The sequence below is a fragment of the Planctobacterium marinum genome (genome assembly GCF_036322805.1).
GTDB classification, from domain to species: domain Bacteria; phylum Pseudomonadota; class Gammaproteobacteria; order Enterobacterales; family Alteromonadaceae; genus Planctobacterium; species Planctobacterium marinum_A.
The window spans coordinates 4533645-4556451 of the sequence record NZ_AP027272.1 but is presented as its reverse complement, the minus strand read 5'-3'; the positions used below and the strand labels follow the sequence as shown (position 1 = coordinate 4556451).

The following is a 22807-nucleotide window of genomic DNA, read 5'->3' as shown; positions in this document are numbered from 1 at the left end:
TTTGGAGCTATTTAGTCCACTAGCTCCAATACTCCATCAATCTCAATTTGAGAACCCTTTGGCAAACCCGCCACTTCGATGGCGGCACGGGCAGGATAGGGTTGCTCAAAATGCTGGCTCATGATTTCGTTGACGATGGCAAATTTACTCAGGTCAGTCAGGAAAATGTTCACTTTGGCCATTTGTTGTAAGCTACCGCCTGCGGCTTCACAAACGGCGGTCAGGTTTTTAAACACTTGTTGTGCTTGCTCGGCGAAGTCCTCCGACACCATTTCCATGGTTTCTGGAACCAGTGGAATTTGGCCGGAAAGGTATACTGTAGTGCCAATTTTAATGGCTTGGCTGTAAGTACCAATCGCTTTGGGGGCCTTATCTGTATGGATAATCTCTCTGGACATGGTGAATTCTCTTAATTAACGCTCTTAGTTTTACTGTGTCTTGAAACTGATTGCACTTCTGGCATGTTGCGTATTTTGCGCAAAATGGTGGCCAGGTGGATACGGTCACGGCAGGTGAGTTCAAGATCGATGTAATAGATGTTGCTTTCTTTTTCTTCAGTCTGCAGGCTGATGATATTGGAGTCTGTTGAAGATACGGTATTAGTGAGAGTGGCCAAGGTGCCCTGACGGTTTATCAGTTCGATGCGCACCGAAGCTTTAAATTCGCCACTGGTATTGTCTTCCCATTGCATAGGCAGTACGCGCTGCGGTTCTTCCTTACGCAATTTACGGATGTTGCGACAACCAATTTGATGGATCAATATCCCTTTACCCGGGCTCAGAACAGCCAGGATTTCATCTCCTGGAATGGGGTGACAGCAGGGTGAATAGCTTACCAATAAACCTTCGGTGCCCTTAATGGCGATGTTTTTATTTTTGTCGGAAAGCATGTCGCTCTCTTGGGAGTCGCCAATCAAACGTCGGGCGATGATAGCACTGAGTTCATTACCCAGCCCGATATCTTCCAGTAGCGAAGTAAAGTCCTGGTGCTGGGTTTCTAGTACCACGCGATTTTTGTCTTCTTCCGGGATGTCATCAAGGCGAATTTTACCCAGTGCGTGGCGCAATAAGCGGTTGCCCATCTGAATGGCTTCTTCAGCGTGCTGTCGCTTGAGGAAGTGACGTATCTGGGTTCTGGCTTTAGCGGTGACAACAAAGTTCAACCAGTTGGCATTGGGATTTGCACGAGGCGAGGTAATTATCTCGATGGTTTGACCATTTTGCAGGGGCTTATTCAACGAGTAGGTTTTGCGATCTACCCGTACACCCACACAAGAGTTACCTACATCGGTATGTACTGCATAGGCAAAATCCACCGCAGTAGCTTGCATTGGCAGTTCGATAATACGTCCATCTGGCGTAAACACGTATATTTCGTCCGGGAATAGGTCGGCTTTGACGTGCTCGATGAACTCAAACGAGCTACTGGCACTTTGTTGCAATTCTAATAGCGATTGCATCCATTTACGGGCGCGGGTTTGCGCGGTGCTGCGAGTGGCTTTAGTTTGATCTTTGTACATCCAATGAGCTGCGACGCCCTTGTCGGCCATCTCGTCCATGTCGTGGGTGCGGATTTGGATTTCCACCGGAATACCATGGGGTCCGATTAACGAGGTGTGCAGCGATTGATAACCATTGGTTCTCGGGATAGCCACATAATCCTTGAAGCGGTTTTCGATGGGCTTGTACAAACCATGCATACAGCCTAAAACTCGGTAACAATCATCTACTGTATTTACAATTACCCGGAACGCGTAAATGTCCATGATCTGATTAAACATCAGTTCTTTGTTTTTCATTTTGCGATAGATGGAGTAAAGGTGCTTTTCCCGACCTGAAACATCTGCATTGATTTGCTTCTCTTCCAGGCGACTGATGATCTCCTGACGGGTGTTTTCGATGATTTCCCGGCGATTGCCCCGGGCCTGTTTTACCGCTGACTGCAAGGCGCGATAACGCATCGGGTACATGGCGTGAAAGCCGAGGTCTTCCAACTCGTTCTTAATCTCGTGAATACCCAAGCGATTGGCAATAGGGACGTATATCTCCAGGGTTTCTCTGGCAATGCGACGTCGTTTATCCGGGCGCAAGGCACCTAAAGTGCGCATGTTATGGGTACGGTCGGCTAGCTTGATCAAAATGATGCGAATATCTTCTACCATCGCCATCATCATTTTTCGGAAGTTTTCCGCCTGAGCTTCTTCTTTACTGCTGAACTTAAATTTGTCTAGTTTGGAAACACCTTCCACCAGCTCAGCCACAGTTTCACCAAACTGCTCCGACAAGCTATCTTTGTCGTGATGGGTGTCTTCGATAACATCGTGCAGCAATGCCCCCATCAGGGTCTCGTGATCCATGTGCATATCAGCAAGAATACCAGTCACAGCGACGGGATGGGTTATATAAGGATCACCACTGGAGCGCTGCTGGCCATCATGGGCGTCACGGGCAGCAATATAGGCCTTCTCTACCAGCTCAACCTCGTCGGGTGGTAGATAATTGGCAACTTTTTGTTTTAAACCCTCGAATAAGTACAACTGATCGCAATTTAGTTATGGAACATAAACACAGAATACGAGGATTTTTGCAGGATGCAAATACTTCTTGGAAATGGACTAAATGCTGAACAGCGACAGCATTTAGTCAGAGATAACAGGCGCTTAAGGTTGATCAGAAAGAATACTGGCAACCGAAGCAAATTCTGCCTGCTCGGCTTCTTGTTGCTCTTGGATTTCAGCTTGATCCATTGCGTCTGAGTCAATCAGACCTTTTTCGATTTCGCGTAGAGCCAGTACAGTTGGCTTGTCGTTGCCTGAAGGTACTAAAGGCTCTTTACCTTCAGTTGCCAATTGGCGCGCACGACGAGCGGCAACCAAAACCAGGTCAAAACGACTTCCTACTTTATCTACTGCATCTTCAACAGTTACACGTGCCATCGGTTTCTCCGTGTGGGCCGTATTGTTGTAATACGGACATATTCAAATCTTGTTTTTCAAAAGTGTGTTCAACGATTTCAGCTTTTGAAAAAGGCTGCGTAGTTTAATGGCTCGGCGGGCTTTTGCCAAGCGCAAAGCTCATTTGTTAAGCAATTTTTTAGCTATTTTCATCCAGCAACGAAGAAAACAAGTCTTCGTAGCGAATAACTTGCTTTTCTTTGCGCAAGCGGTTGGCACAAACAATGGCTTCTAGTTCTGCCAAGGCCACTTCAAACTCATCGTTTACGATTATATAGTCAAACTCACTGTAGTGAGAAATTTCCGACACCGCTTTCGCCATGCGCTTTTCGATAACTTCGTCGGAATCTTGGCCTCGCGCTTTGAGGCGGTTACGCAACTCTTCGCGGGAAGGGGGGGCGATGAAAATCGTCTTGGTATCCGGTAACAGCGCTTTTACCTGACGCGCTCCTTGCCATTCAATGTCCAAAAATACATCCACACCATGCTGCAAGGTTTCAGTGATATTGCGTTTTGCCGTGCCGTAGTAATTGTCAAAGGCTTGGGCCCACTCAAAAAAGGCTTCTTCTTCAATCAGTTGTTTAAAAGTTTCAGTGCTGACGAAGTGATAGTGTTTACCATCTTGTTCACCGGGGCGAGGGTTTCTGGTGGTATGAGATACTGACACTTGCACCGGGTGGCGCTCATCGGCGTGATTCTCTAAAAAGGCTTTGATGAGGCTAGATTTCCCTGCACCTGAAGGGGCTGCAACGATGTATAAATTTCCTGGTGTATTAGACATAGATCGTATTTTCTTAAAAAAATCGGGTTTGAGACTGGTCACAGGCGCGCAATCTTAGCATAATTTGCAACGCAGTTCTGCCGTGCGTATCTTAGATGACGCAATGGCGTAACACATAATAATAACAATAAAGCGCCAAAAAGCAGAAATAGAAATATCATGCCCGGCACGTATAACAAGGAAAATACTATGTCTAACGAGCTATTGCCTTATGTAGAGGTTAATCCATCCAAGACCGCAGATGCCGTCGTTATCTGGTTACACGGACTCGGCGATTCAGGCAATGGCTTTGCTCCTATTGTCCCACAATTGGGGTTACCCGAAAACATGGCGGTACGCTTCGTATTTCCTCATGCCCCTATCATTCCCGTTACCATTAATAACGGCATGGAAATGCGCGCCTGGTATGACATCAAAACCCTTTCTTTTGAAGATCGAGCCGACATGGAAGGGGTACAACGCTCAGCCGCTCAGGTAGAGCAGCTTTTGCAGCGCGAGATTGCCAATGGAATCCCTCCTGAGCGCATCGTCTTAGCGGGTTTTTCTCAAGGTGGTGTGATCTCCTATTACGTCGCTTTGCGCCAAACTGAGAAACTGGCGGGTGTACTAACGTTGTCCACTTACATGTGTGATGCCGATCAGACCCGCCAAGACTGGCAAGATAGCAACAAAGACACGCCGTTTTTCGCCTCCCATGGTGCATACGATGAGATGGTACCCATTGCGCTGGGTAAATCGGCTTATATGAATCTCAAAGAGGCTGGGTTCAATGCCCGCTGGGAGCAATACCCCATGCAGCACAATGTGCATATGCAGCAGTTGCAGGAAATTGCCAGCTGGCTGCAGGACGTGTTGGGCTAATCAAGCACATCAAATAAATTACAAAGGGTAAACTTTGTTACCATCCAGGATGCTGCTAAACTGATTTTTATTTAAAACTCTGGAGTGGCATTGTCATGCGTTTTTTGAGCAAGCTTATCATCGCCGTATTGCTGTTGAACCTTTTTGAGTTTTTCTTAGGGGTGCAACTGTGGTTCGATTATCGCAACTTTTTTTCAGTGGATACGCTATGGTTTTTCGCTGGTTTTGCGGTTGCCTGGGGAGTGGCGATGTTACTGTTGAGATTGTTTGATGCGATGTGCCATCATCAACGCGCTTCTTTGCAATAAGGGCCGATCAAGTTTGATCGGCCAATATTAGATAAACAATTAATGTCTGAAGTGACGCATGCCGGTAAATACCATGGCGATGCCATGTTCATCGGCTGCAGCGATAACTTCCTCATCACGCATTGAACCACCGGGTTGAATAACGGCTTTAATGCCCGCTTCAGCAGCGGCATCGATACCGTCACGGAATGGGAAGAAGGCGTCAGAAGCCATAACAGAGCCAGCTACCTGTAGGTTCTCATCGGCAGCTTTGATACCCGCAATTTTCGCCGAATACACGCGACTCATTTGGCCTGCGCCCACACCAATGGTCATCTTATCTTTGCAATAAACGATGGCATTGGATTTCACGTACTTTGCCACTTTCCAGGCGAATAACAGGTCGTCTAGTTGCTCTTCTGAAGGTTGTACTTTCGATACCACTTTCAGATCCTCTTTTTCCACCATGCCAAAGTCACGCTCTTGCACTAACAGGCCGCCATTAACGCGCTTGATGTCGTGCTCATCAGTGAGCTGTCCTTGCCAATCGCCGCATTCCAGGACGCGCACGTTTTGTTTAGCTGCAAGCACCGCTTTGGCCTCTTCAGATACCTCTGGCGCGATGATCACTTCCACAAACTGACGGTCGATGATGGCTTGCGCCGTATCTTTATCCAGGGTTTTGTTAAAGGCAATGATGCCGCCAAAGGCTGAGGTAGGGTCGGTTTTAAAGGCGCGATCGTATGCTTCGAGAATGTTGTCACCCAAAGCAACACCGCAAGGGTTAGCGTGTTTTACAATGACACAAGCCGGTTGCTGGAATTCTTTAACGCACTCCAGCGCGGCATCGGTATCGGCGATATTGTTGTAAGACAATGCTTTGCCTTGTAACTGCGTAGCGGTAGAAACTGAGGCTTCTTGCACATCATTTTCTACATAAAAAGCCGCTTCCTGATGGCTATTTTCGCCGTAACGCAAGTCTTGCTTTTTGATGAACTGCTGGTTGTAAGTACGCGGAAATTGCGTTGTGCTGTCTTCACCGTAGACAGTGGTGCCGAAATAGTTGGCAATCATGCCATCGTACTGCGCCGTGTGTTCAAAGGCGGCAATGGCTAAATCAAAACGGGTGTTGTAGCTCAGTGAACCTTGGTTGCTATCCATTTCTTTGATGATGGCATCATAGCGGTTGGCATTCACCACAATCGCCACATCGTTGTGGTTTTTCGCCGCAGCACGCACCATTGTTGGACCACCGATATCGATATTTTCGATGGCGTCTTCTAATGTGCAATCATCGCTGGCAACCGTTTGTGCGAAGGGGTAAAGATTCACTACTACCATATCAATAGCATCGATACCGTGCTCTTGCATTACGCCTTCATCCTGACCACGACGACCCAGGATGCCGCCATGTACTTTGGGATGAAGGGTTTTTACCCGGCCTGCCATAATTTCTGGATGGCCAGTATATTCAGAGACTTCGGTGACCGTCAGGCCATTTTCGGCCAACAGCTTTGCCGTGCCGCCAGTGGATAAAATAGCAACATTGCGCTCTGCCAGCGCTTTTGCAAAATCAACGATGCCGGTTTTGTCAGAAACGCTCAATAGGGCGCGACGAATAGGTTTAGGTGTTTCCATGTAAACAGCTACCTTAATGACTGAGTTGTGGTTGACTAAATAGTCAGGAATCTTAGGGGGAAAACTAAAAGAGCACCCTGAGGTGCTCTTTTTTAAATAGTATAGTCAATACGACTTAGTTCATGCCGTATTGCTTTAACTTTTTGCGCAGAGTACCACGGTTGATACCCATCATTAGCGCAGCGCGAGTTTGGTTACCGCGAGTATAAGTCATGATCTCTTCTAACAGAGGTGCTTCAACTTCAGCCAATACCAAATCGTACAAGTTGTCGATGTCGGTGTTGTCTAATTGCTTAAGATACTTGTTAACAGCCTGTTTTACTGAATCACGCAAAGGCTTTTGAGCCTGTGTTTGAGAAGGCGTAGTTACTGTAGTTGTAAATGGAGATGTAACGTTTTGATCGAACATATACCGTCTTGCTCTTTTCCTGGTTAGTTTATGCTGCCGTTGCTGCAACCGAAGCGCTTTTTGCTTCTAACTGTGCAATCGCCAGCTCTTCAAAAAATGCCTGCAATGCCTCTATTTGATGATTTGCGTCATCAATGGCATTGAAAGCCCTGCGGAATGATTTGGAATCATGCTCCGCTAAATACCAGCCCACGTGTTTGCGGGCAATTCTTGCTCCCATGAGTTCACCGTAAAACTGGTGAACATTTTGGATATGCTCAATGAGCACATCCCTCACTTCGGACAGTGCAGGCGCGGGAAGTTGTTTGCCTGTCGCCAGGTAATGATTAATCGCTTCAAATATCCAAGGGTTACCCTGAGCGCCGCGACCGATCATCACACCGTCTGCCCCGGTGTAATCCAGTACGAATTTGGCTTTCTCCGGTGTGGTAATGTCGCCATTAGCCACCACGGGAATGGAAATTTCCTGCTTTACTGCTTTGATGGTGTCGTACTCTGCTTCACCTTTGTACATGCAAGCCTTCGTTCGACCGTGCACCGCCAGTGATTGAATGCCATTGCGCTCGGCAATTTTGGCTATTTCAACAGCATTTCGATTTTCAGTGTTCCAACCCGTTCGAATTTTCAGGGTTACAGGCACCGAAACGGCTGAAACCACAGCCGCGATAATATCTTCCACCAGTTCGGGATATTGCAGTAATGCGGAACCCGCCAGTTTTTTGTTTACTTTTTTGGCCGGGCAGCCCATGTTGATATCGATGATCTGCGCGCCGTTTTGCACATTGAATTGTGCCGCTTGTGCCATCAGGTGGGGTTCGGAGCCTGCAATTTGCACCGAGCGTATTCCCGTTTCACCGTCGTGGTTCATGCGTTGTTGAGACTTCTGCGATTTCCACACTTCAGGATTACTGGACAACATTTCTGAAACCACTAATCCGGCGCCTAAACGATGACAGAGTTGTCTGAAGGGCCTGTCTGTTACGCCAGCCATCGGGGCAAGTAACACATTATTTTGCAGTTTATATTGTGCTATTTGCATTCCGGACTCGTGTACAAAATTGTGTAAAAAACACCCAAGTTCTCAAAAGGGCGCTAAGTGTACGGACTTTTTTTGCGTTTGAAAAGGCTAGATTTTAAACAAATTGTACTTTTTTTTGACGTCAACCGGGTTGACAGCGTTTTTTACCACTCAATCTCGACCATTCATCCAGAAATTGCGGTTCATCCATAGCAAAAAACTCGCTGTACAAAGTGTTTAATTCAGCCGCCTGGCTCTCCAGAATACCGGATAGCACCAGTTGCCCACCTTGCTTGCATTGGCCAGCAATCAGCTCTCTTAACTCACGCAGTGGTCCGGCCAGAATGTTTGCCAGTACCAGATCCACCTGCTCGTCAGGTTGCTGCTCTGGCAGGTAGAGTTCGAAGTCGTTTTCACAATCATTGCGCCGGGCATTTTCTTGCGTTGCCTCTAAGGCTTGCGGATCAATGTCGATGCCAATAACGCGCTTGGCACCAAGCTTGATTGCGGCGATACCCAAAATGCCAGAGCCGCAACCGAAATCCAGCACGGTTTTATCTGCCAGCTCTTGTTTGTCCAGCCATTGTAAACACAACGAGGTGGTGGGGTGGGTACCGGTGCCGAATGCCAGACCCGGGTCTAACATGATATTGACGGCATCGGGGTTGGGAATGTCGCACCAGCTGGGACAGATCCAAAGTTTGTCGCCAAACTGCATAGGTTTGAAGTTGTCCATCCATTCCCGTTCCCAATCTTTGTCTTCCAGTTGGTCCAGCTTATAAGCAAAGTCCTCACCTAGCACTTTAGTTTGTGCCATGCGCTGAATCACGCCCTGCATATCGTGATCGGCTTCGAATAAACCAATAACTGTGGTATTGGGCCACAGCACTACCTCGCCTGGCTTGGGTTCGAATAGTGGGCTATCTTTGGCATCGGTAAAAGTAACGGCTTGTGCGCCGTTGCCACTCATCAAGGTAGATACCGCTTCTGCATCTTTTTCAGTGACGTCGATTTTTAACTGAATCCAGGGCATGAATTCTTGAATCCTTAAATTGCATTTGATTTACTGCAATACATTATACATTGAATCAGTGTGGATAACCTTTTGTCGCAGCAGAAAAGTGGCCAGCAACAATCTTTGAAACAACACGCTCTTAAAAAACACGCTCTTAGTAAACATTATGTGGTGGGTTATGGCAGTTTGATGAGCCACGATAGCCGTTTGCGCTATAGCCAGATAGACGCAGAAGGAATACCGGTACATGTTACTGGTTGGCAACGGTCCTGGAATATGAATTGTCCTGACAATCGCTATACCTGTGTAGGCGCCTTGCCTGGCGGTCAAACAGAGACGCTTAATGCGATGTTGGTGCCCGTCGCTGAAATTACCCCTGCATTGCAACAGCGTGAGCAAAGCTATCAGTTTACTCAGCTTGATCTGGCAAGTATTCAAGCACACAATGCTGAACAAGACGCTGAACTGCATGCGCAATTGAATGATGCTGTGGTTTGGATTTGTCAGGTGGAACAGCCCGGTACTGCCAGCACCAATTTCCCGATTTTTCAGACTTACGTCGACACCTGTCTTTCCGGTTGTTTGCAACATGTTGGTGTTGATTTCGCAATGCACTTTATTGAGCGCACGCGAGGTTGGCAAGGTCACTGGGTTAATGATCGCCACGAGCCCAGATATCCCCGTTTAGCTGCATTGGATAGCGATATGCATCTGCGCATTGACGAATTGTTGGAGCAGGCTGGATTATTACAATTTCGACAGGAGTCACCATGAGCCCTTACATGTGCTTCGATACCCCACGTCTAAGCATAAGACCACTTGATTTTGGCGATGCTGAGATGATACTCACGCTGAATTTGGATCCCGACTGGAAAAAATACATTGGTGATCGCGGTGTCTACGATCTTGATAGTGCTAAACGTTATATCGAAAACGGGCCGATGCGCATGTATCGCCAACAAGGATTTGGCGTGTTGGCGGTAAGAGAAGCGCGAAGTGGGGAATTTGTCGGTACCTGCGGTTTATTGCAGAGAGATAACCTCAAGTCTCCGGATATCGGTTTTGCTTTTTTAGCTTCCGCCCGTGGTAAAGGCTACGCTAAGGAAGCTTGTTTGGGACTCATCGAACAAATGAAAAAACATGGCGATTGGCCGTATCTTGAAGCTTTAGTGACACCGGAAAATCAAGCTTCTATCAGTTTACTACGCAAGTTGGGTTTTGAGTTCAAACAAAACTTACCCCATTTTGATCCCGACAAAGATACCGATCTATATCGACTTACTTTTTAACCTGGTTATTGCAAGGAAAGATTATGAAGCAGTGTTTATCTGCGGTGAGTATTATTGTGTCGGATTACGACAAGGCCATCGACTTTTATTGTCAAAAACTGGGCTTTGAACTGTTAGAAGACATAGACCAAGGGCGCAAACGCTGGGTGACGGTGAGGCCTAAAGGTGCCACAGAAACGCAAATTGTATTGGCTCAAGCCAGCAACGAGGCACAACAAAAGCTTATTGGGCAACAAGGAGCCGATAGGGTGTGGTTGTTTCTGCAGACCGATGACTTCTATCGCGACCACAAGGCGATGCTAGCCAAAGGGGTCAAGTTTCTGGAGTCTCCAAGGGAGGAACCCTATGGTATTGTTGCGGTATTTGAAGATGAGTTCGGCAACAAATGGGACCTTATTGAAAAACGCTAAATTCTTGGCTCAGGTAACGATGACCGGAAGGATGCAGGTAAAGTGTGTCCCTTCAGTTTTGCTACTGGTGTAGGCGATACTCCCATCGTGGTTCATGACAATTTGCTTGACGATACTCAGCCCCAACCCAATGCCTGTGCCAGCTTTTTTGGTACTGTAGAATGGTTGAAATAACTCTTCACCTACATCTGGGTCTATGCCGCAACCTTGATCGTGCACCGATATCTGTAGCTGTCCATCGGTCGTCACAGACAGAGCTACCTGAATACTCTGTTCGTTGACTTGGGTAACGGCATCTTGAGCGTTTTTAATCAGTTGCAGTAGCAAAGCCTCCAATTGCATCTCGTCCATCAGTAAATGAGTATCATCTGGAGACGGTACCTCAAGAAAAAAGGGCATTTCCAGGCGGATACGAATATCATTGAGACAGCGTTTCAAAAACGGTGCTAACTGCAATTGCTTTTTCTGACAATCGTATACCTTGCCGTAAAGTCTGATCATCTCGCTGGCATGATGACCGCGCTCCACCATGGAGAGAATTTTAACAAAGGTATTTTGCACGTTTTCTGGCGCATCAGGTACCATCATCTGAGTGATTTCCACCATGCCTCTAATATTGGCTAAAATGCCATTAAAGTCATGCCCAATGCCACGGCATACCTTTTCGATTTCCTTCTTATTGGGGGGGATTTGGCTGGGCACTGGAGCAAGTTGTTGGGCAATAATGTCCACAGCTTCGCTGAGTAACTCGCTGTGTTGCTGTGGCTCGGCTTCCCTGGCTCTGTTGAGAAAGTCTTGAAGTGGGTTAGCCGAAGAGGCTTTGGCCTGCATGTAGGGTTCTCCGATATCCATTCACAGGATCGCTGTAGTTAATTTTAGATTAGCGCTGCCCAGCAAATATGCAAATGAATGTCCATTAATTTGAAGGTTTACATCTTATTCAACGAAACTCGATATCTTCACCATCCCAGGTAAGCAGACGGGCTTCCGGGCGTTTACGGTCGTTGCTGAAATCTACGACACCTACCGCGCTTTTGCTCACCAGCGAGCGACGTTTGTCTTTTCTGTCGGGATAGCGGGTACTAATCTTCAGGCGGCGCCGCTTGGTAAACCAGTTTAGCGGCGAGCGATGGCCATAAAACCAGCGATTTAGGGTATCCAGCTTACTGAGCAAACTCACCGGGAACTGATTACAAAAGCCACTGGCGGTGATTTGATGGATGCCAGGGCTGGTTTCTTTAAATCTGAGGCGTACATCGTAAACAAATGAGTAATGCACATCGCCTGACAGGATAATGAATTGTTGCGCTGTTGTTGGTTCGCGGAAAATATCCAGCAATACCTTGGCTGTACCCTGATGGGCCATCCAGTTTTCCGCATCCACGGTAAGGGCTTGTCCCATCATGGTAAATAGTTTCTGAATGGCTTCAATCATTTTCACCCCAAAGATGGGGGCGGCGGACACGATCACAACCGAGTCTTCCCCGGTTACCTGAGCTCTTAACTCGCGCAATCTTTCCCAATCCAGAAGTCCCGAGGGCTGCCCCGCATCCTCCTCTGAGCGCCAGCGGTGAGTACGGGTATCCAGCACCACCATTTTCGGTTGTGTGGCAATTTGATAGTGCCAGTTATCCCACTCAAAAAGATGATCAATAACCTCATCGTGATTGCTGATCCCCGAACTGGTGATATGGGGTGAGATCTGTTCAAGTAATCCTTTGTACTGGTCCGGCCCATTGCCCAAGCCCTGACACAAAAGATAGCCAAACAGGGCGTTGCCGATTATGCGCTTGGAAAAAGGGTTACCATAAGCCAGCTCTTCCCATTCGCGGGTCAGGTTCCAGTCGTCTGTAACATCGTGATCATCGAATATCATGTACACCGGAATATGAGCCATGGCCCTGCGGATTTGTGGCAAGGTGCTAATAAACTGCTTGAGGGATAGCAGTTCGTCTTCGAATTGTTGCCGATCTGCGCTGGCTATTTTTTGGCTGTCGAACTCAATATCTTGCCAGCAAGTCTCTGACCACACCATAAAATACATGGCGAGCACTTCTGAGAGGGTGATCAAATGATTTTTAGCATTGACGGAGGTAAAAATCGGTTTGCGCTTAGCGCCAAAGAAAGTCTCTTGCACTTCTTCGTTTTCGTCACTGTGGGGTAGTAACTCGGTACGTCGATAAAAGCAGTCTTCATGCTGCAGCAATTCTTCAAAATTGCCCACTTTAGCGCCGGAAAAAGACTCACTAAACAAACCAAGTTGTGCAATAACTTGATGAATTGCCTGTAAAAACGGCCCGGCAACATCATCCACATACACCTGGTCGCCTGACATCATCAACAGGGCTGCGGGCAGTTGTTTATTTTGCAGAGCATCTGCCAGGTGTTGGTCCACTCTGACCAGCGCATCACCTTCCGTATGATGAGGCTTGCGACAAGAACCATGCAGCACCTGGCGCAAGGTTTGCTGGTAATAGATGCGGGGCGAGGTTAGTCCGGGGTAACAAATATCCGGTGCTAGTTGTGCCAGGTTGTAGGTGGAATCAGCAGTGCTGAACAACAAATCATAATCGATAGCCGTGTCCACTTGCAGCGGGCATTGGAAATCGATGGTCAGATGATAAATGTAGGCACGGTGGCCCACCTGGTGGCATAGTTGTCGCTGGGCAAAGGCGATATCCTGTGGTGATTCAGCGTTAATTGTTTGCTCAACATAGTTTAACTGTGCTTCTACCGTGACAGGCTGGTCGGAGACAAACCATAGCACCAGCTGTTTCGCATCGAGTTTTCTGACAACAGGGCCAGCAATTAACTTAAGTGAATGGGCAGTTTCAGTCATTCGGATTATTTAATGCTCTTAATATTTGGGTGTCTTCCTGTACTTGTACCGCGTAGGTCAGGCACACATCGAGTATGTCATCGGCGTGCTCCGGCAAATATTCACAAACAGCTTGTTCAAAACGCGTGGAGCGGCGGTCGCCCCGGCTGTGAGCGATGGCCAGTGCTTGGCCACAACTTTGCACATATTGTAATAGTGCTTCATCAGGAGACGCGCTTAGTATGCAAATATCCTCAGGATCGATGCCCACCTTAGAATGATGTCTGGAACGCACCAACCAATGGCTGTCTCGCCATTCTACCTCATCTAAAACCAGATCCGGTTTGCGCTGCATGCGCCGTTGGCAAGATACCGTTAAATGGGCAGGGTTGAGTCGGTTAACAGGGGACAGAGTCTCAAAGTGTGTCAGTGGTGCGGCCATGCGCTGCTCTTTAACTTCTACAATGTGACACAATTGTAAATCCTCTTCATCCATGTAGTCTTGTGGTCCTACTAATAAATAAAAACGGTCCATATTAATAGAGCCCGTACCTGCGCCTAACCTGCGTGTAATATCCAGGATGTTGTCATCCACGTAAGGTGAGAATACTTCGAAAATTTCTCGGTATAAGGCATCATCCAGTGCTTCAAACTTATCGCTGCTTAGGTCAAACACAGGGACAAAACCGGTTAAATCGACGGCCTTAGCAAGGGCACTCTTGCTGTAAAATTGTTTACCACCGGAGGCGCGTTTTTTAGCTTTTTTACAGAAGGGATACAGGGCGTGTGCTTTGTCGAACTTATTTACCACCTTGTGCCGCGCTTTATCGTCCCCCAGTAATACCTGGCATTGCTCTATGTAGCTTTGTACAAATCCCTGGATAGCCACTATGGCCCCTTCCGCTGATGTGGCTTGCAATCCTTCAATAGAGTCTATTTCTTCTGAGCTGAACTCGCCTCTGACAATACCTTCACAATAATCCTGGGCCAACAGAATACTGACGCCAAACCGCACTAAATCCCAACTGGCATAACCCAGACAGGCATCATCAAAACCATTGGGAGAGAAAATCACTTTATCGCCATGAGAGCCTTCTTCGGTTAAAAAACCGAAATTTGAGAGATGGCAGTCGCCTTGCACTGTCGTTATAGGGAGGTGGGCGTTTAAGTCTTCGGGAATACTGAGAATACCCGCGGCGATATCATCGTAAAATAATCCGGCAGCGCCTCGAAAAAAGCGAAAAGGATTCGCTGCCATCTTTTGATGTTTTTCTATGGGCGCGCCATCGCCTGGACAAATACCATCGGCTTTTTGCAGAGCTAAAACAATCTGTTCTTCGCGGCTCATAATGATTAGGGTTGTTTTGCTATTTAGCCAAACCTTAAACCAAAAGTGCAGAATTTGAAAATAGAGTTGTATTTTCATGCCTTGAATCATTAGCCTTTAGTTGAATTTCCTCAAATTGTCACTTGACCCTACAAGACAGTCCCCCTATAACTGACTCTCTGGACAAGATTTGCTGCAGGATGTCGCATGCTTTTCAACTATAAATCTTTATGTTTAAGCGCGATGGCGCTCTGTATTACTGCGTGTCAAATATCGCCGAGCGAGTCGTTGAGCCCTACAGAAGCAAAACAACCATTGCAGCTTCGCAGTTATTGGCTTGATGATACTCAGGGCGGTGTGTTGTTGGACCCGCAAACGTCTGGTTTGAGCGTTTGGCGAGATGAGTTACTGGTCACCATCGCCGACGGTAGCGCCCACAGTTCTCAAGTGCTGAAGTTGATTGTGCTGGATCCCAAGCAAAATCGCGTCACTCACAAGTACCCTATCGCAGTAGCCCCTACAGTTGCGGATAGCTGCTTTGGTGAATACATGACTGAGCGTCCCGACCTTGAAGCGCTGGTGGTGGACCCGCACAACGATAAGGTTTTTTATACCGTTACCGAAGATGCCTCTCGCTATCAATTAACGCAAGCTTGTGCCGAGCAATACAAAAACAGTGGAGCCACACCTTATCCTACGTTATTGGTTAGGTTGGAATTAAATGCTGATGAGTCTGCTGTCACCATGACTCATGTGCGTCCAATTCAGTACACAGCAGACATGCAGGTGGGCAATTATCCCAATGATGGTATAGAGGGGATGACGTTCGGCAAAGGCCAGACCCTGTACTTGGCATTGGAAAAAGATGCGCAATATCAGGCGCGCATCTTTTCCGTAGAGCTTAAGGATAGCTTTTGGCAAAGCAGCGATTGGGCTCCGGTGAAAGACGAGCAACTACTAGTGCCTGTGTTTGACGAGCAAGTGCCGCATCCTATCAATGCTCTGACCTGGTACGAAGATGAGCAACAGGCCTGGATTGTAGCGGCTGCTCGTAATGATAATGAACTGTGGTTGATTGATCCTGACAAGAGACAAGAAACCAAGCGGATAAAGTTAGCTTTTCTGGCGGAAACCAAGAGCAAGGACGATGCTTGCGGCAATTACGAAGCAATGAATAATTATTCCATCGAAGGGGTGGCCGCGGGTAGTGATGTTCTATGGTTGGTGAATGACCCCTGGAAGCAGAACTACCATAAAAACATTCAATGTGAAGCAAATCGGGCGCGTTATGAGAAAATGGCTCCGCTTATGACGAAAATTTCCTGGCAAAACTTGTTAACTAAGAAATAACGGATTCAGCCTAAAGGCCTGCCAATGCAGGCAGGCCTGACTTATCGTATGAGTATTTGGATTGAACACTGCCCATGACTTACAGTTTTGCGGCAGCGGTTTCCAGATAGGCCAATACTTCTTCAGCGTTGTACTCTTTAGAGAATTCCACCAAGCCCTTACCGTTACAGCTCAGGTTCTGAGAATCCAATAATTTGCGGTAAACGTCCTTTTGCGACAATGCAACAACACCAATTTTGTTTTTGAAGCTGTTGTGGATCAAACGAACGTTGTCTTGAGTAACTGCACGGCAGAAACTGGCAAAAGCACTATCGCCTTTGAACACAAATTCTTTGTCGTGAGTTTCGTGTGCAGAAACACCAGTGCTTAGGGCTAATGCTGCTACGGCTGCTAAAGTTAGTTTTTTCATGATATACCTCATAAATGGTTAGTTAGCTTTATTGTGTTGTATCGGGTTTCTGTTTTTGTCCAAGATGTGCCCCGAACACGATTTATAAGTTAATGATTTTTATGAGGAATGTTGTTGTATTACTGTATTGAATAGGTTAACAAAATTAAAAATTGCTTGTTAAATCACTGTAAATTCAGCTAAGCAATTGATTTTATTGAATATTACAAGTTGTTATATTTCTAAACGTGATTAGGGTAGATCTATATATTCCTAAAATGTCTGTTTTGAAGGGGTTTTCATTAGGATAAATATCCTAAAAAGACAGGACCACAAGGGCTTTTTACAAGTTTGTTATCAAAAATATGTGGTTTTTCTATTTCTTCAGGCAAAAAAAGAGGAGGCAAGCCTCCTCTTGATGAGTGTTTAGCCTTAAATTCTTAGTGCTTTATCACCTCGTGACAGGCCACATACCCCAGTTCGGGCGGCTTCTAACACATCGGTAAACTCCGAAGTGGTGGCAATAAAGGCATCCAGTTTATCGCTTGGCCCGGTTAATTGAATGGTGTAGTTACGGGCACTGACATCGACAATGTTGCCACGGAAGATATCGGCCATACGTTTAACTTCGGCACGAATATTTTCATTGGGGGTGGCGATTTTTATCAACATTAGCTCCCGCTCGAGATGGCTACCCTCGGTTAAGTCCATTACCTTGAACACATCCACCAGTTTATTAATTTGTTTGGTGATTTGCTCTATCACTTTGTCATCGCCGTGGGTGGTGATGGTGATACGGGATAAAGTGGGGTCGGCTGTGGTCGTCACACACAGCGAATCAACGTTAAAGCCCCGCTGTGAGAACAAGCCAACTATGCGAGACAAAGCGCCTGGTTCGTTTTCCAATAATACCGAAATAATACGTCTCATTTAGGTACGCTCCGTTTTGCTCAGTCTCATATCATCCATGGCTCCAAATTTAATCTGCATGGGGTATACGTGTTCGTTTTGATCTACCCTGATGTCCATAAACACCAGCTTATCTTTGATACTCATGCAGCGCGCCATAGCATCGTCCAGTTCGCTTGGGTGATCTACCCGAATACCTACGTGACCATAAGCTTCTGCCAGTTTTACAAAGTCCGGCATTGATTCCATGTAGGAATGGGAGTGACGCCCTTTGTAAATCATATCTTGCCATTGGCGTACCATACCCAAAGCACGGTTATTCAGGGAAATGATCTTGATGGGCAAATTGTATTGCAAACAGGTAGACAGCTCTTGAATGTTCATCTGGATACTGCCATCACCCGTTACCACCGCTGAGATGGCATCGGGATGAGCAAATTGTACGCCCATCGCCGCGGGTAAACCAAAACCCATGGTGCCAAGGCCACCGGAGTTAATCCATTGACGTGGCTTATCAAACGGATAGTACAGGGCGGCAAACATCTGATGCTGTCCCACATCTGAGCTAACATAGGCTTTGCCATCAGTGTGCTTGTAGAGGCTCTGAATAACTTCTTGCGGCTTGATAACGTCTGAAGAGGTGGCATAACCCAAACACTTGCGGGTTTGCCACTGCTTAATTTGCTGCCACCACTCCACAAGCTTAGTTTTTTGCTCAGCTTCATCCACGTCTTTCAGGTGGTCAAAAAACTGGCTCAATACTTTGTCTACAGCACCTACGATAGGAATATGGGCATTAACGGTTTTGGAGATAGAAGTGGGATCGATATCCACATGCACGATTTTGGCATAAGGGCAGAACTTATCAACGTTGTTGGTAACCCGATCGTCAAAACGCGCACCTAGTGCAATGATGCAATCAGCATTGTGCATGGTTTTGTTGGCTTCCAGCGTGCCGTGCATGCCCAGCATACCAATAAACTGCTCGTGGGTACCCGGAAATGCACCCAAGCCCATCAGTGTATTGGTGACAGGCGCATTGAGCATTTCTGCCAGTTTAATCAGCTTTTTACTGGCCCCTAATGCACCACCACCGGCATAAATCACCGGGCGCTTTGCCGCTTTAATGGCTTCAACCGCTTTTTTGATCTGCTTATTGTGGCCCTTTTCCGTAGGGTTATAAGAGCGAATGGAGAAATCCTCAGGAAACTCATAGGGATGAGATTCCTGGATATTGACAATATCTTTAGGTAAATCAATGACCACCGGACCAGGACGTCCGGTATTGGCAATGTAATAGGCTTTGGCGATGGCTTTTGGGATGTCCTCGGCCTTTTTCACCAGGAAGCTGTGTTTTACGATTGGGCGAGAACAGCCCACCATATCGGTTTCCTGGAAGGCGTCTTCACCAATGTGTTGTGACGGCACCTGACCGGAAAGCACTACCATGGGAATGGAATCCATATATGCCGTTGCAATACCGGTAATGGTATTGGTGGCACCGGGTCCTGAAGTAACGAGCACAGTACCCGTTCTACCCGTTGAGCGAGCGTAACCGTCTGCCATGTGGGCTGCAGCCTGTTCATGGCGAACCAGAATGTGTTTAACATCGTCCTGAGCAAAGAGGGCATCGTAAATGTCTAAAACGGCACCACCGGGGTAGCCAAAAACATAATCAACGCCAACATCTTTTAGTGCCCTTACGACCATTTCGGCACCGGACATCATTTCCACGAATAGTCTCTCCTGTGATACTAATGAGGTTAAATATTGCACTTTGGGCGGATCTTACGGGAGTGGATTGGAATAAGAAACCTGGAAAGGAATAAAAGTGAGATTTATATCCTAATATTCGATATAAATGGGATGAATATCCTATATTTGTCCCGTTATTCTTTATTGATAAAGTAACGCATCCTACATTATGGGTAAAATGTAGGCTGCATTTCCGTTTTTAATCATCGTCGGCTAATGGTAAATCATCATCGTCATCGATGCTGCTGTCGTCATCGTCGGCATCATCCACGTTAGTGCGTTTGCCATAAATGCTTCCGGTGCGCGGTCGACCTATCCGAGCCATGTATTTGACCCAGGCTTTTTCGGTGACATTAGCCGGCTCTTTCTGGCCACTGGCCACAGCGATAAAGCTGGCGTCATCATCGTTTTCCGGTTGCAAGGAGCCAGAGAGCAAAGCATTTATTAAACTGCCGTATTGGCTTAATGCTTTGGCTTCTGAAATAGAGAAATCACCCGAACGAGAAAACCCATAAGGGTAGTTTTTAGGATCGTGATAAGCACGAGATAACAGATCAGCACGGTTGGGCTTGGCCATTATTCAAATTCCTGAAAATTAACTGCGTTAAAGGTTGCAAAACACAGTGAATTTTTAGGCCGAAAATGCCGTGGAGTCAAACCCCAAAAGGCGCTTTTTTTTAGAACTTTTTATGACAAAGAAGCCTGTCTTACAAATGCTTTTTTCTAAACGTGAATTTGTGTGGGGTTCCGGGCATCGCTCGGCATGTGTTCACGTGCAGTTTAAGTGAAACACAGTACTTTTTTTGAAAAAAGCGGTAAAGCAATTAGCCTTACGAAAAAGTAAGACTAATTGCCAGTACTTGCATAATTAACCAAAAATCTGTGCAAGATAAAGTTGAACTGTTTCAACAGTGCTACTCTTGGGTGGCTCTTTTTTACCACCTGAAGCAAACGAGTTAAAAGAAATTAAACTCAATAAAATCAGAGTGATAGTGAATTTTTTGGTAGTTTTCATAATGATCTCCGTAGGTTTTAAAAAGTGGATGTTCTCCCACACTCGAGATCAATATTACCGTTATCTATGGCCCAATACACTACCACCGCTCAATATTTAGGCGGTAAATAACTTGCTCTTTATGGTATTAGTTAACGCAATTGCAATTATCAAGAATAAAAAGCCGTTGATAACATGAGACAGGTAACTATAGCCATGGTAAACATACAGAGCGTTGTTCATTCCTGCTATGTGTCGTAGCAAATACTCAGAAATCATGGCCAGGTTAAGGCCGAGATGTAACATGGCATAATCTTCTACCTGACCGTCGGTTTTTATCCATTTCCAGTGGTGGTACTGCTTAAAGTTTCTATTGCAGATATGTGGGCGCATAAACGCGTAGTGTTTAAGCAGTAGCAGGTTGCCACAGATAAAGATGTAGAAAAAGATTCTTGGCCCTTGCTTATCGGCTAAGAGCCAATAAATTTCGGCGCACAGAGACAACGCGAAAACCATAAAGGCCAACTTACCTGATAGTTCTCGTCGATTAATGTAAATGGCCAGCAGGCAATAAGCATAAGCGGGTAGCAATAGCCAATTATTGTCTCTGCTGAATAGCCAGAAGATTTCTTCCAGGGCCAACTCACACAACACCACCAAACTGATAGCGAACAGGTTTTTGTCCCATTTAAAGCTCAGGACTGTCGTGGCGATCAAGATGGCGAACAGGATGCGATCAAAATAAAGCGGTTCACCAAAAAACCATGTAAAACAAAAAGCGACGCAAAGGACCAGAAAACTCAGCTTGGTCTGCATCCGATCAGGCCAGGTCTAGATAACTTTTGATGTAGTTAATTACTTTTTCTCTTGTTGGTTTGGAGACATAGTTCCGGCAAAGCTTCTGCCAGTTTTTCAATACATCCAGTTCGATAGTGTCGATGGTGCCCCGCTTATTTTTTTCTATTGCGATGACAGTTTCACGACTAATGCCGACTCTTCTTGCCAGATCCTGCTGAGTGAATCCCGCTTCCTTACGCATGTCCCTCAGGACTTCTCCATCAAAGTTATTGCGCATTTCCATTACCTCGTTATAGCGATACGTGAGAATGATAGCAATTTTACAAGGTAAATAAAAACACCGATACGTTTTTATTAAAAAATTATCTAGACACCCATCATAACTGTACTTCGGTACAGTTTCTATTTTGTCTCATCTGTGCAAAATGGATTTTGAATTGAGTACTCAGGAGGAGTCTTTATGCCAAAAGCCAGGAGGGCTCAAATCAGCCTTGAAGATACGCCATATTACCACTGTGTTTCCCGCTGTCTACGCAGAGCGTTTTTATGTGGTGAAGATAAACACACGGGTACAAGCTACGAACATCGTCGTCAATGGGTGCAGGACCGCATTCACTTATTATCACAAGTATTCGCCATTGACGTGTGTGCCTACGCGGTGATGAGTAACCACACTCATCTGGTATTACATATAAATAAAGAGTTATCTGATAGCTGGGATACGGAAGAAGTGATTCGCCGTTGGCATCAGTTGCATAAAGGAGCCTTACTGAGCCAGCAATATCTAAATCCACAGCAGCGGTTACAAATGGTTGAATCTCAGCTTATGGCCGTTGAGGAAACAGCAAATATCTGGCGACAACGATTAACGGATATCAGCTGGTTCATGCGTTGCCTCAATGAATACATTGCCAGGGAAGCAAATAAGGAAGATGAATGCACCGGACGATTTTACTCGCCGCCATCCCTGGTGCTCACCCTTCGGGCCAGCTGAAGCTGTTCAAATTTTTTCCAGAAAAATTTGTGGGAAGGTCGATTCAAATCTCAAGCATTGTTGGATGAGGCTGCGCTGGCAGCCAGTATGGCTTATGTCGATTTAAACCCCATCAGAGCCAAGATAGCGAAAACACCCGAAGAGTCTGACCATACCAGCATTCAGTATCGCATTAATGCTACCAAAGCAGGGAAATCGCCACAATTCCTGATACCTTTTGCCGGGAATAACAGAGAAAACATGCCCCATGGTCTACCTTTTCACTTTACAGACTATCTGGAGCTGGTGGATTTTACTGGCAGAGCCATCCTGCCAGATAAACGAGGAGCTATTGAGGGTTCAACTCCGATCATCCTGGAACGATTAAACCTGAAAATGGCCCAATGGCAGAAACTTACTACTGAATTTGAAGAGTGTTTTCATCACGCGGCAGGTGGAGAATCTTATCTTGAGGCATATCGGCAAAGATACAAACTAAAACGGCTAAGGGATAAAAACGCCTCAATTCGATTGTTTGGTTGATTCAATACCACACTAGTCAAAAATTAACAAAATTACTGTAAGGTAAGGAAGCCGCGCGGCTTAAAACTGCTTGGTTATCACTTCTTGTCAATGAATCCATATCATCAAGAGAAGACTTAACTTAAAACATTCTATTTTTGGCTTACCCTATGACAAACGTTCAGAAACGTTAACCAAGTCACTAAATTAGAACTGCAATAACTGTTAAGTTGGATGTCCTATTTTGGTCTCTGTTTAGATGGCTGTCTCTATAACTGCCAGTTGAAAATGATTGAGGTGCACCTCCCGAGC

The 22807-nt window shown here is 46.2% G+C and carries 24 protein-coding genes and 1 pseudogene; 7 read left to right on the top strand and 18 right to left on the bottom strand.

The features are described from left to right. Positions 1 to 11 precede the first annotated feature (11 nt). The 4 genes from AABA75_RS19985 to gmk form a co-directional block, all read right to left on the bottom strand. Positions 12 to 398: a RidA family protein gene (locus tag AABA75_RS19985; RefSeq protein ID WP_338294496.1), complete on the bottom strand. Its 387-nt coding sequence runs from the start codon at positions 396 to 398 to the stop codon at positions 12 to 14. A gap of 11 nt (positions 399 to 409) precedes the next feature. After that, positions 410 to 2536, bottom strand: coding sequence for a bifunctional GTP diphosphokinase/guanosine-3',5'-bis pyrophosphate 3'-pyrophosphohydrolase (gene spoT, locus AABA75_RS19980; RefSeq protein WP_338294495.1), 2127 nt, complete (start codon positions 2534 to 2536; stop codon positions 410 to 412). A 123-nt stretch (positions 2537 to 2659) separates the two neighbouring features. After that, on the bottom strand, positions 2660 to 2935 hold the full coding sequence (gene rpoZ / locus AABA75_RS19975; protein ID WP_338294494.1) for a DNA-directed RNA polymerase subunit omega: 276 nt from the start codon (positions 2933 to 2935) through the stop codon (positions 2660 to 2662). Between the two features lie 157 nt (positions 2936 to 3092). Next, complete coding sequence (gene gmk, locus AABA75_RS19970; RefSeq protein ID WP_338294493.1) at positions 3093 to 3734, bottom strand: guanylate kinase; 642 nt, start codon at positions 3732 to 3734, stop codon at positions 3093 to 3095. A gap of 189 nt (positions 3735 to 3923) precedes the next feature. On the opposite strand from gmk, the gene AABA75_RS19965 reads away from it, so the two are divergent. Further along, complete coding sequence (locus tag AABA75_RS19965) at positions 3924 to 4595, top strand: alpha/beta hydrolase (RefSeq protein ID WP_338294492.1); 672 nt, start codon at positions 3924 to 3926, stop codon at positions 4593 to 4595. Positions 4596 to 4690: 95 nt separating this feature from the next. Continuing rightward, on the top strand, positions 4691 to 4903 hold the full coding sequence (locus AABA75_RS19960; RefSeq protein WP_338294491.1) for a hypothetical protein: 213 nt from the start codon (positions 4691 to 4693) through the stop codon (positions 4901 to 4903). A 39-nt stretch (positions 4904 to 4942) separates the two neighbouring features. Here the strand turns inward: AABA75_RS19960 and purH are convergent, their stop codons facing one another. The 4 genes from purH to prmA all read right to left on the bottom strand — a co-directional run bounded on the left by purH (position 4943) and on the right by prmA (position 8980). After that, positions 4943 to 6520, bottom strand: coding sequence for a bifunctional phosphoribosylaminoimidazolecarboxamide formyltransferase/IMP cyclohydrolase (gene purH, locus AABA75_RS19955; protein ID WP_338294490.1), 1578 nt, complete (start codon positions 6518 to 6520; stop codon positions 4943 to 4945). A gap of 115 nt (positions 6521 to 6635) precedes the next feature. Further along, positions 6636 to 6929 carry a DNA-binding transcriptional regulator Fis gene (gene fis, locus AABA75_RS19950; RefSeq protein ID WP_229531026.1) on the bottom strand — a complete coding sequence of 98 codons (294 nt, stop codon included), beginning with the start codon at positions 6927 to 6929 and terminating at the stop codon, positions 6636 to 6638. Between the two features lie 28 nt (positions 6930 to 6957). Beyond that, the gene (dusB, locus tag AABA75_RS19945; protein WP_338294489.1) at positions 6958 to 7968 is read right to left on the bottom strand and encodes a tRNA dihydrouridine synthase DusB; all 1011 of its coding nucleotides are present in this window, start codon (positions 7966 to 7968) and stop codon (positions 6958 to 6960) included. Between the two features lie 121 nt (positions 7969 to 8089). Then, complete coding sequence (gene prmA / locus AABA75_RS19940) at positions 8090 to 8980, bottom strand: 50S ribosomal protein L11 methyltransferase (RefSeq protein WP_338294488.1); 891 nt, start codon at positions 8978 to 8980, stop codon at positions 8090 to 8092. Positions 8981 to 9052: 72 nt separating this feature from the next. Between prmA and AABA75_RS19935 the strand changes: the two genes are divergently transcribed. The 3 genes from AABA75_RS19935 to AABA75_RS19925 are packed head-to-tail and all read left to right on the top strand — an operon-like array spanning position 9053 to position 10661. Then, complete coding sequence (locus tag AABA75_RS19935; protein ID WP_338294487.1) at positions 9053 to 9736, top strand: hypothetical protein; 684 nt, start codon at positions 9053 to 9055, stop codon at positions 9734 to 9736. Further along, a complete protein-coding gene (locus tag AABA75_RS19930; RefSeq protein ID WP_338294486.1) occupies positions 9733 to 10251 on the top strand; it encodes a GNAT family N-acetyltransferase in 519 nt (172 codons plus the stop codon). Before AABA75_RS19935 ends, AABA75_RS19930 begins: the two co-directional genes overlap by 4 nt. A 23-nt stretch (positions 10252 to 10274) precedes the next feature. Continuing rightward, entirely contained in the window at positions 10275 to 10661 is a 387-nt protein-coding gene (locus AABA75_RS19925; protein ID WP_338294485.1) for a VOC family protein, read from the top strand. A 9-nt stretch (positions 10662 to 10670) separates the two neighbouring features. On the opposite strand, the gene AABA75_RS19920 is transcribed toward AABA75_RS19925, so the two are convergent. The 3 genes from AABA75_RS19920 to AABA75_RS19910 form a co-directional block, all read right to left on the bottom strand. Beyond that, positions 10671 to 11513, bottom strand: coding sequence for a sensor histidine kinase (locus AABA75_RS19920; RefSeq protein WP_338294484.1), 843 nt, complete (start codon positions 11511 to 11513; stop codon positions 10671 to 10673). A gap of 88 nt (positions 11514 to 11601) precedes the next feature. After that, positions 11602 to 13500, bottom strand: coding sequence for an alkaline phosphatase family protein (locus AABA75_RS19915; protein ID WP_338294483.1), 1899 nt, complete (start codon positions 13498 to 13500; stop codon positions 11602 to 11604). Next, positions 13493 to 14905, bottom strand: a complete 1413-nt coding sequence (locus tag AABA75_RS19910; RefSeq protein WP_338294482.1) for a DUF2252 family protein — start codon at positions 14903 to 14905, stop codon at positions 13493 to 13495. Before AABA75_RS19910 ends, AABA75_RS19915 begins: the two co-directional genes overlap by 8 nt. Positions 14906 to 15013: 108 nt before the next feature. On the opposite strand from AABA75_RS19910, the gene AABA75_RS19905 reads away from it, so the two are divergent. After that, positions 15014 to 16156 (top strand): hypothetical protein, encoded by a 1143-nt coding sequence (locus AABA75_RS19905; RefSeq protein ID WP_338294481.1) that lies wholly within the window; start codon positions 15014 to 15016, stop codon positions 16154 to 16156. A 79-nt stretch (positions 16157 to 16235) separates the two neighbouring features. On the opposite strand, the gene AABA75_RS19900 is transcribed toward AABA75_RS19905, so the two are convergent. The 7 genes from AABA75_RS19900 to AABA75_RS19870 all read right to left on the bottom strand — a co-directional run bounded on the left by AABA75_RS19900 (position 16236) and on the right by AABA75_RS19870 (position 21277). After that, positions 16236 to 16565 (bottom strand): hypothetical protein, encoded by a 330-nt coding sequence (locus tag AABA75_RS19900; RefSeq protein WP_338294480.1) that lies wholly within the window; start codon positions 16563 to 16565, stop codon positions 16236 to 16238. Between the two features lie 411 nt (positions 16566 to 16976). Further along, on the bottom strand, positions 16977 to 17474 hold the full coding sequence (gene ilvN, locus AABA75_RS19895; protein WP_338294479.1) for an acetolactate synthase small subunit: 498 nt from the start codon (positions 17472 to 17474) through the stop codon (positions 16977 to 16979). After that, positions 17475 to 19187, bottom strand: a complete 1713-nt coding sequence (locus tag AABA75_RS19890; protein WP_338294478.1) for an acetolactate synthase 3 large subunit — start codon at positions 19185 to 19187, stop codon at positions 17475 to 17477. A 220-nt stretch (positions 19188 to 19407) separates the two neighbouring features. Further along, positions 19408 to 19785 (bottom strand): DUF413 domain-containing protein, encoded by a 378-nt coding sequence (gene maoP / locus AABA75_RS19885; RefSeq protein ID WP_338294477.1) that lies wholly within the window; start codon positions 19783 to 19785, stop codon positions 19408 to 19410. A 291-nt stretch (positions 19786 to 20076) separates the two neighbouring features. Beyond that, positions 20077 to 20223, bottom strand: coding sequence for a hypothetical protein (locus AABA75_RS19880; RefSeq protein ID WP_338294476.1), 147 nt, complete (start codon positions 20221 to 20223; stop codon positions 20077 to 20079). 96 nt (positions 20224 to 20319) lie between these two features. Continuing rightward, entirely contained in the window at positions 20320 to 21018 is a 699-nt protein-coding gene (locus AABA75_RS19875) for a hypothetical protein (protein ID WP_338294475.1), read from the bottom strand. Positions 21019 to 21022: 4 nt separating this feature from the next. Then, entirely contained in the window at positions 21023 to 21277 is a 255-nt protein-coding gene (locus AABA75_RS19870) for a helix-turn-helix transcriptional regulator (protein ID WP_338294474.1), read from the bottom strand. 183 nt (positions 21278 to 21460) lie between these two features. Between AABA75_RS19870 and AABA75_RS19865 the strand changes: the two are divergent. Beyond that, positions 21461 to 22516, top strand: a pseudogene (locus tag AABA75_RS19865) (transposase). Positions 22517 to 22807: the final 291 nt, after the last annotated feature.

Bases quoted from the DNA above. Each gene is read 5' to 3' on its own strand.
- AABA75_RS19985 (WP_338294496.1), bottom strand. From the start codon at position 398: ATGTCCAGAGAGATTATCCATACAGATAAGGCCCCCAAAGCGATTGGT.
- rpoZ (WP_338294494.1), bottom strand. From the start codon at position 2,935: ATGGCACGTGTAACTGTTGAAGATGCAGTAGATAAAGTAGGAAGTCGT.
- gmk (WP_338294493.1), bottom strand. From the start codon at position 3,734: ATGTCTAATACACCAGGAAATTTATACATCGTTGCAGCCCCTTCAGGT.
- AABA75_RS19965 (WP_338294492.1), top strand. From the start codon at position 3,924: ATGTCTAACGAGCTATTGCCTTATGTAGAGGTTAATCCATCCAAGACC.
- AABA75_RS19960 (WP_338294491.1), top strand. From the start codon at position 4,691: ATGCGTTTTTTGAGCAAGCTTATCATCGCCGTATTGCTGTTGAACCTT.
- purH (WP_338294490.1), bottom strand. From the start codon at position 6,520: ATGGAAACACCTAAACCTATTCGTCGCGCCCTATTGAGCGTTTCTGAC.
- fis (WP_229531026.1), bottom strand. From the start codon at position 6,929: ATGTTCGATCAAAACGTTACATCTCCATTTACAACTACAGTAACTACG.
- dusB (WP_338294489.1), bottom strand. From the start codon at position 7,968: ATGCAAATAGCACAATATAAACTGCAAAATAATGTGTTACTTGCCCCG.
- prmA (WP_338294488.1), bottom strand. From the start codon at position 8,980: ATGCCCTGGATTCAGTTAAAAATCGACGTCACTGAAAAAGATGCAGAA.
- AABA75_RS19930 (WP_338294486.1), top strand. From the start codon at position 9,733: ATGAGCCCTTACATGTGCTTCGATACCCCACGTCTAAGCATAAGACCA.
- AABA75_RS19925 (WP_338294485.1), top strand. From the start codon at position 10,275: ATGAAGCAGTGTTTATCTGCGGTGAGTATTATTGTGTCGGATTACGAC.
- AABA75_RS19920 (WP_338294484.1), bottom strand. From the start codon at position 11,513: ATGGATATCGGAGAACCCTACATGCAGGCCAAAGCCTCTTCGGCTAAC.
- AABA75_RS19915 (WP_338294483.1), bottom strand. From the start codon at position 13,500: ATGACTGAAACTGCCCATTCACTTAAGTTAATTGCTGGCCCTGTTGTC.
- AABA75_RS19910 (WP_338294482.1), bottom strand. From the start codon at position 14,905: ATGAAAATACAACTCTATTTTCAAATTCTGCACTTTTGGTTTAAGGTT.
- AABA75_RS19905 (WP_338294481.1), top strand. From the start codon at position 15,014: ATGCTTTTCAACTATAAATCTTTATGTTTAAGCGCGATGGCGCTCTGT.
- AABA75_RS19900 (WP_338294480.1), bottom strand. From the start codon at position 16,565: ATGAAAAAACTAACTTTAGCAGCCGTAGCAGCATTAGCCCTAAGCACT.
- ilvN (WP_338294479.1), bottom strand. From the start codon at position 17,474: ATGAGACGTATTATTTCGGTATTATTGGAAAACGAACCAGGCGCTTTG.
- maoP (WP_338294477.1), bottom strand. From the start codon at position 19,785: ATGGCCAAGCCCAACCGTGCTGATCTGTTATCTCGTGCTTATCACGAT.
- AABA75_RS19880 (WP_338294476.1), bottom strand. From the start codon at position 20,223: ATGAAAACTACCAAAAAATTCACTATCACTCTGATTTTATTGAGTTTA.
- AABA75_RS19875 (WP_338294475.1), bottom strand. From the start codon at position 21,018: ATGCAGACCAAGCTGAGTTTTCTGGTCCTTTGCGTCGCTTTTTGTTTT.
- AABA75_RS19870 (WP_338294474.1), bottom strand. From the start codon at position 21,277: ATGCGCAATAACTTTGATGGAGAAGTCCTGAGGGACATGCGTAAGGAA.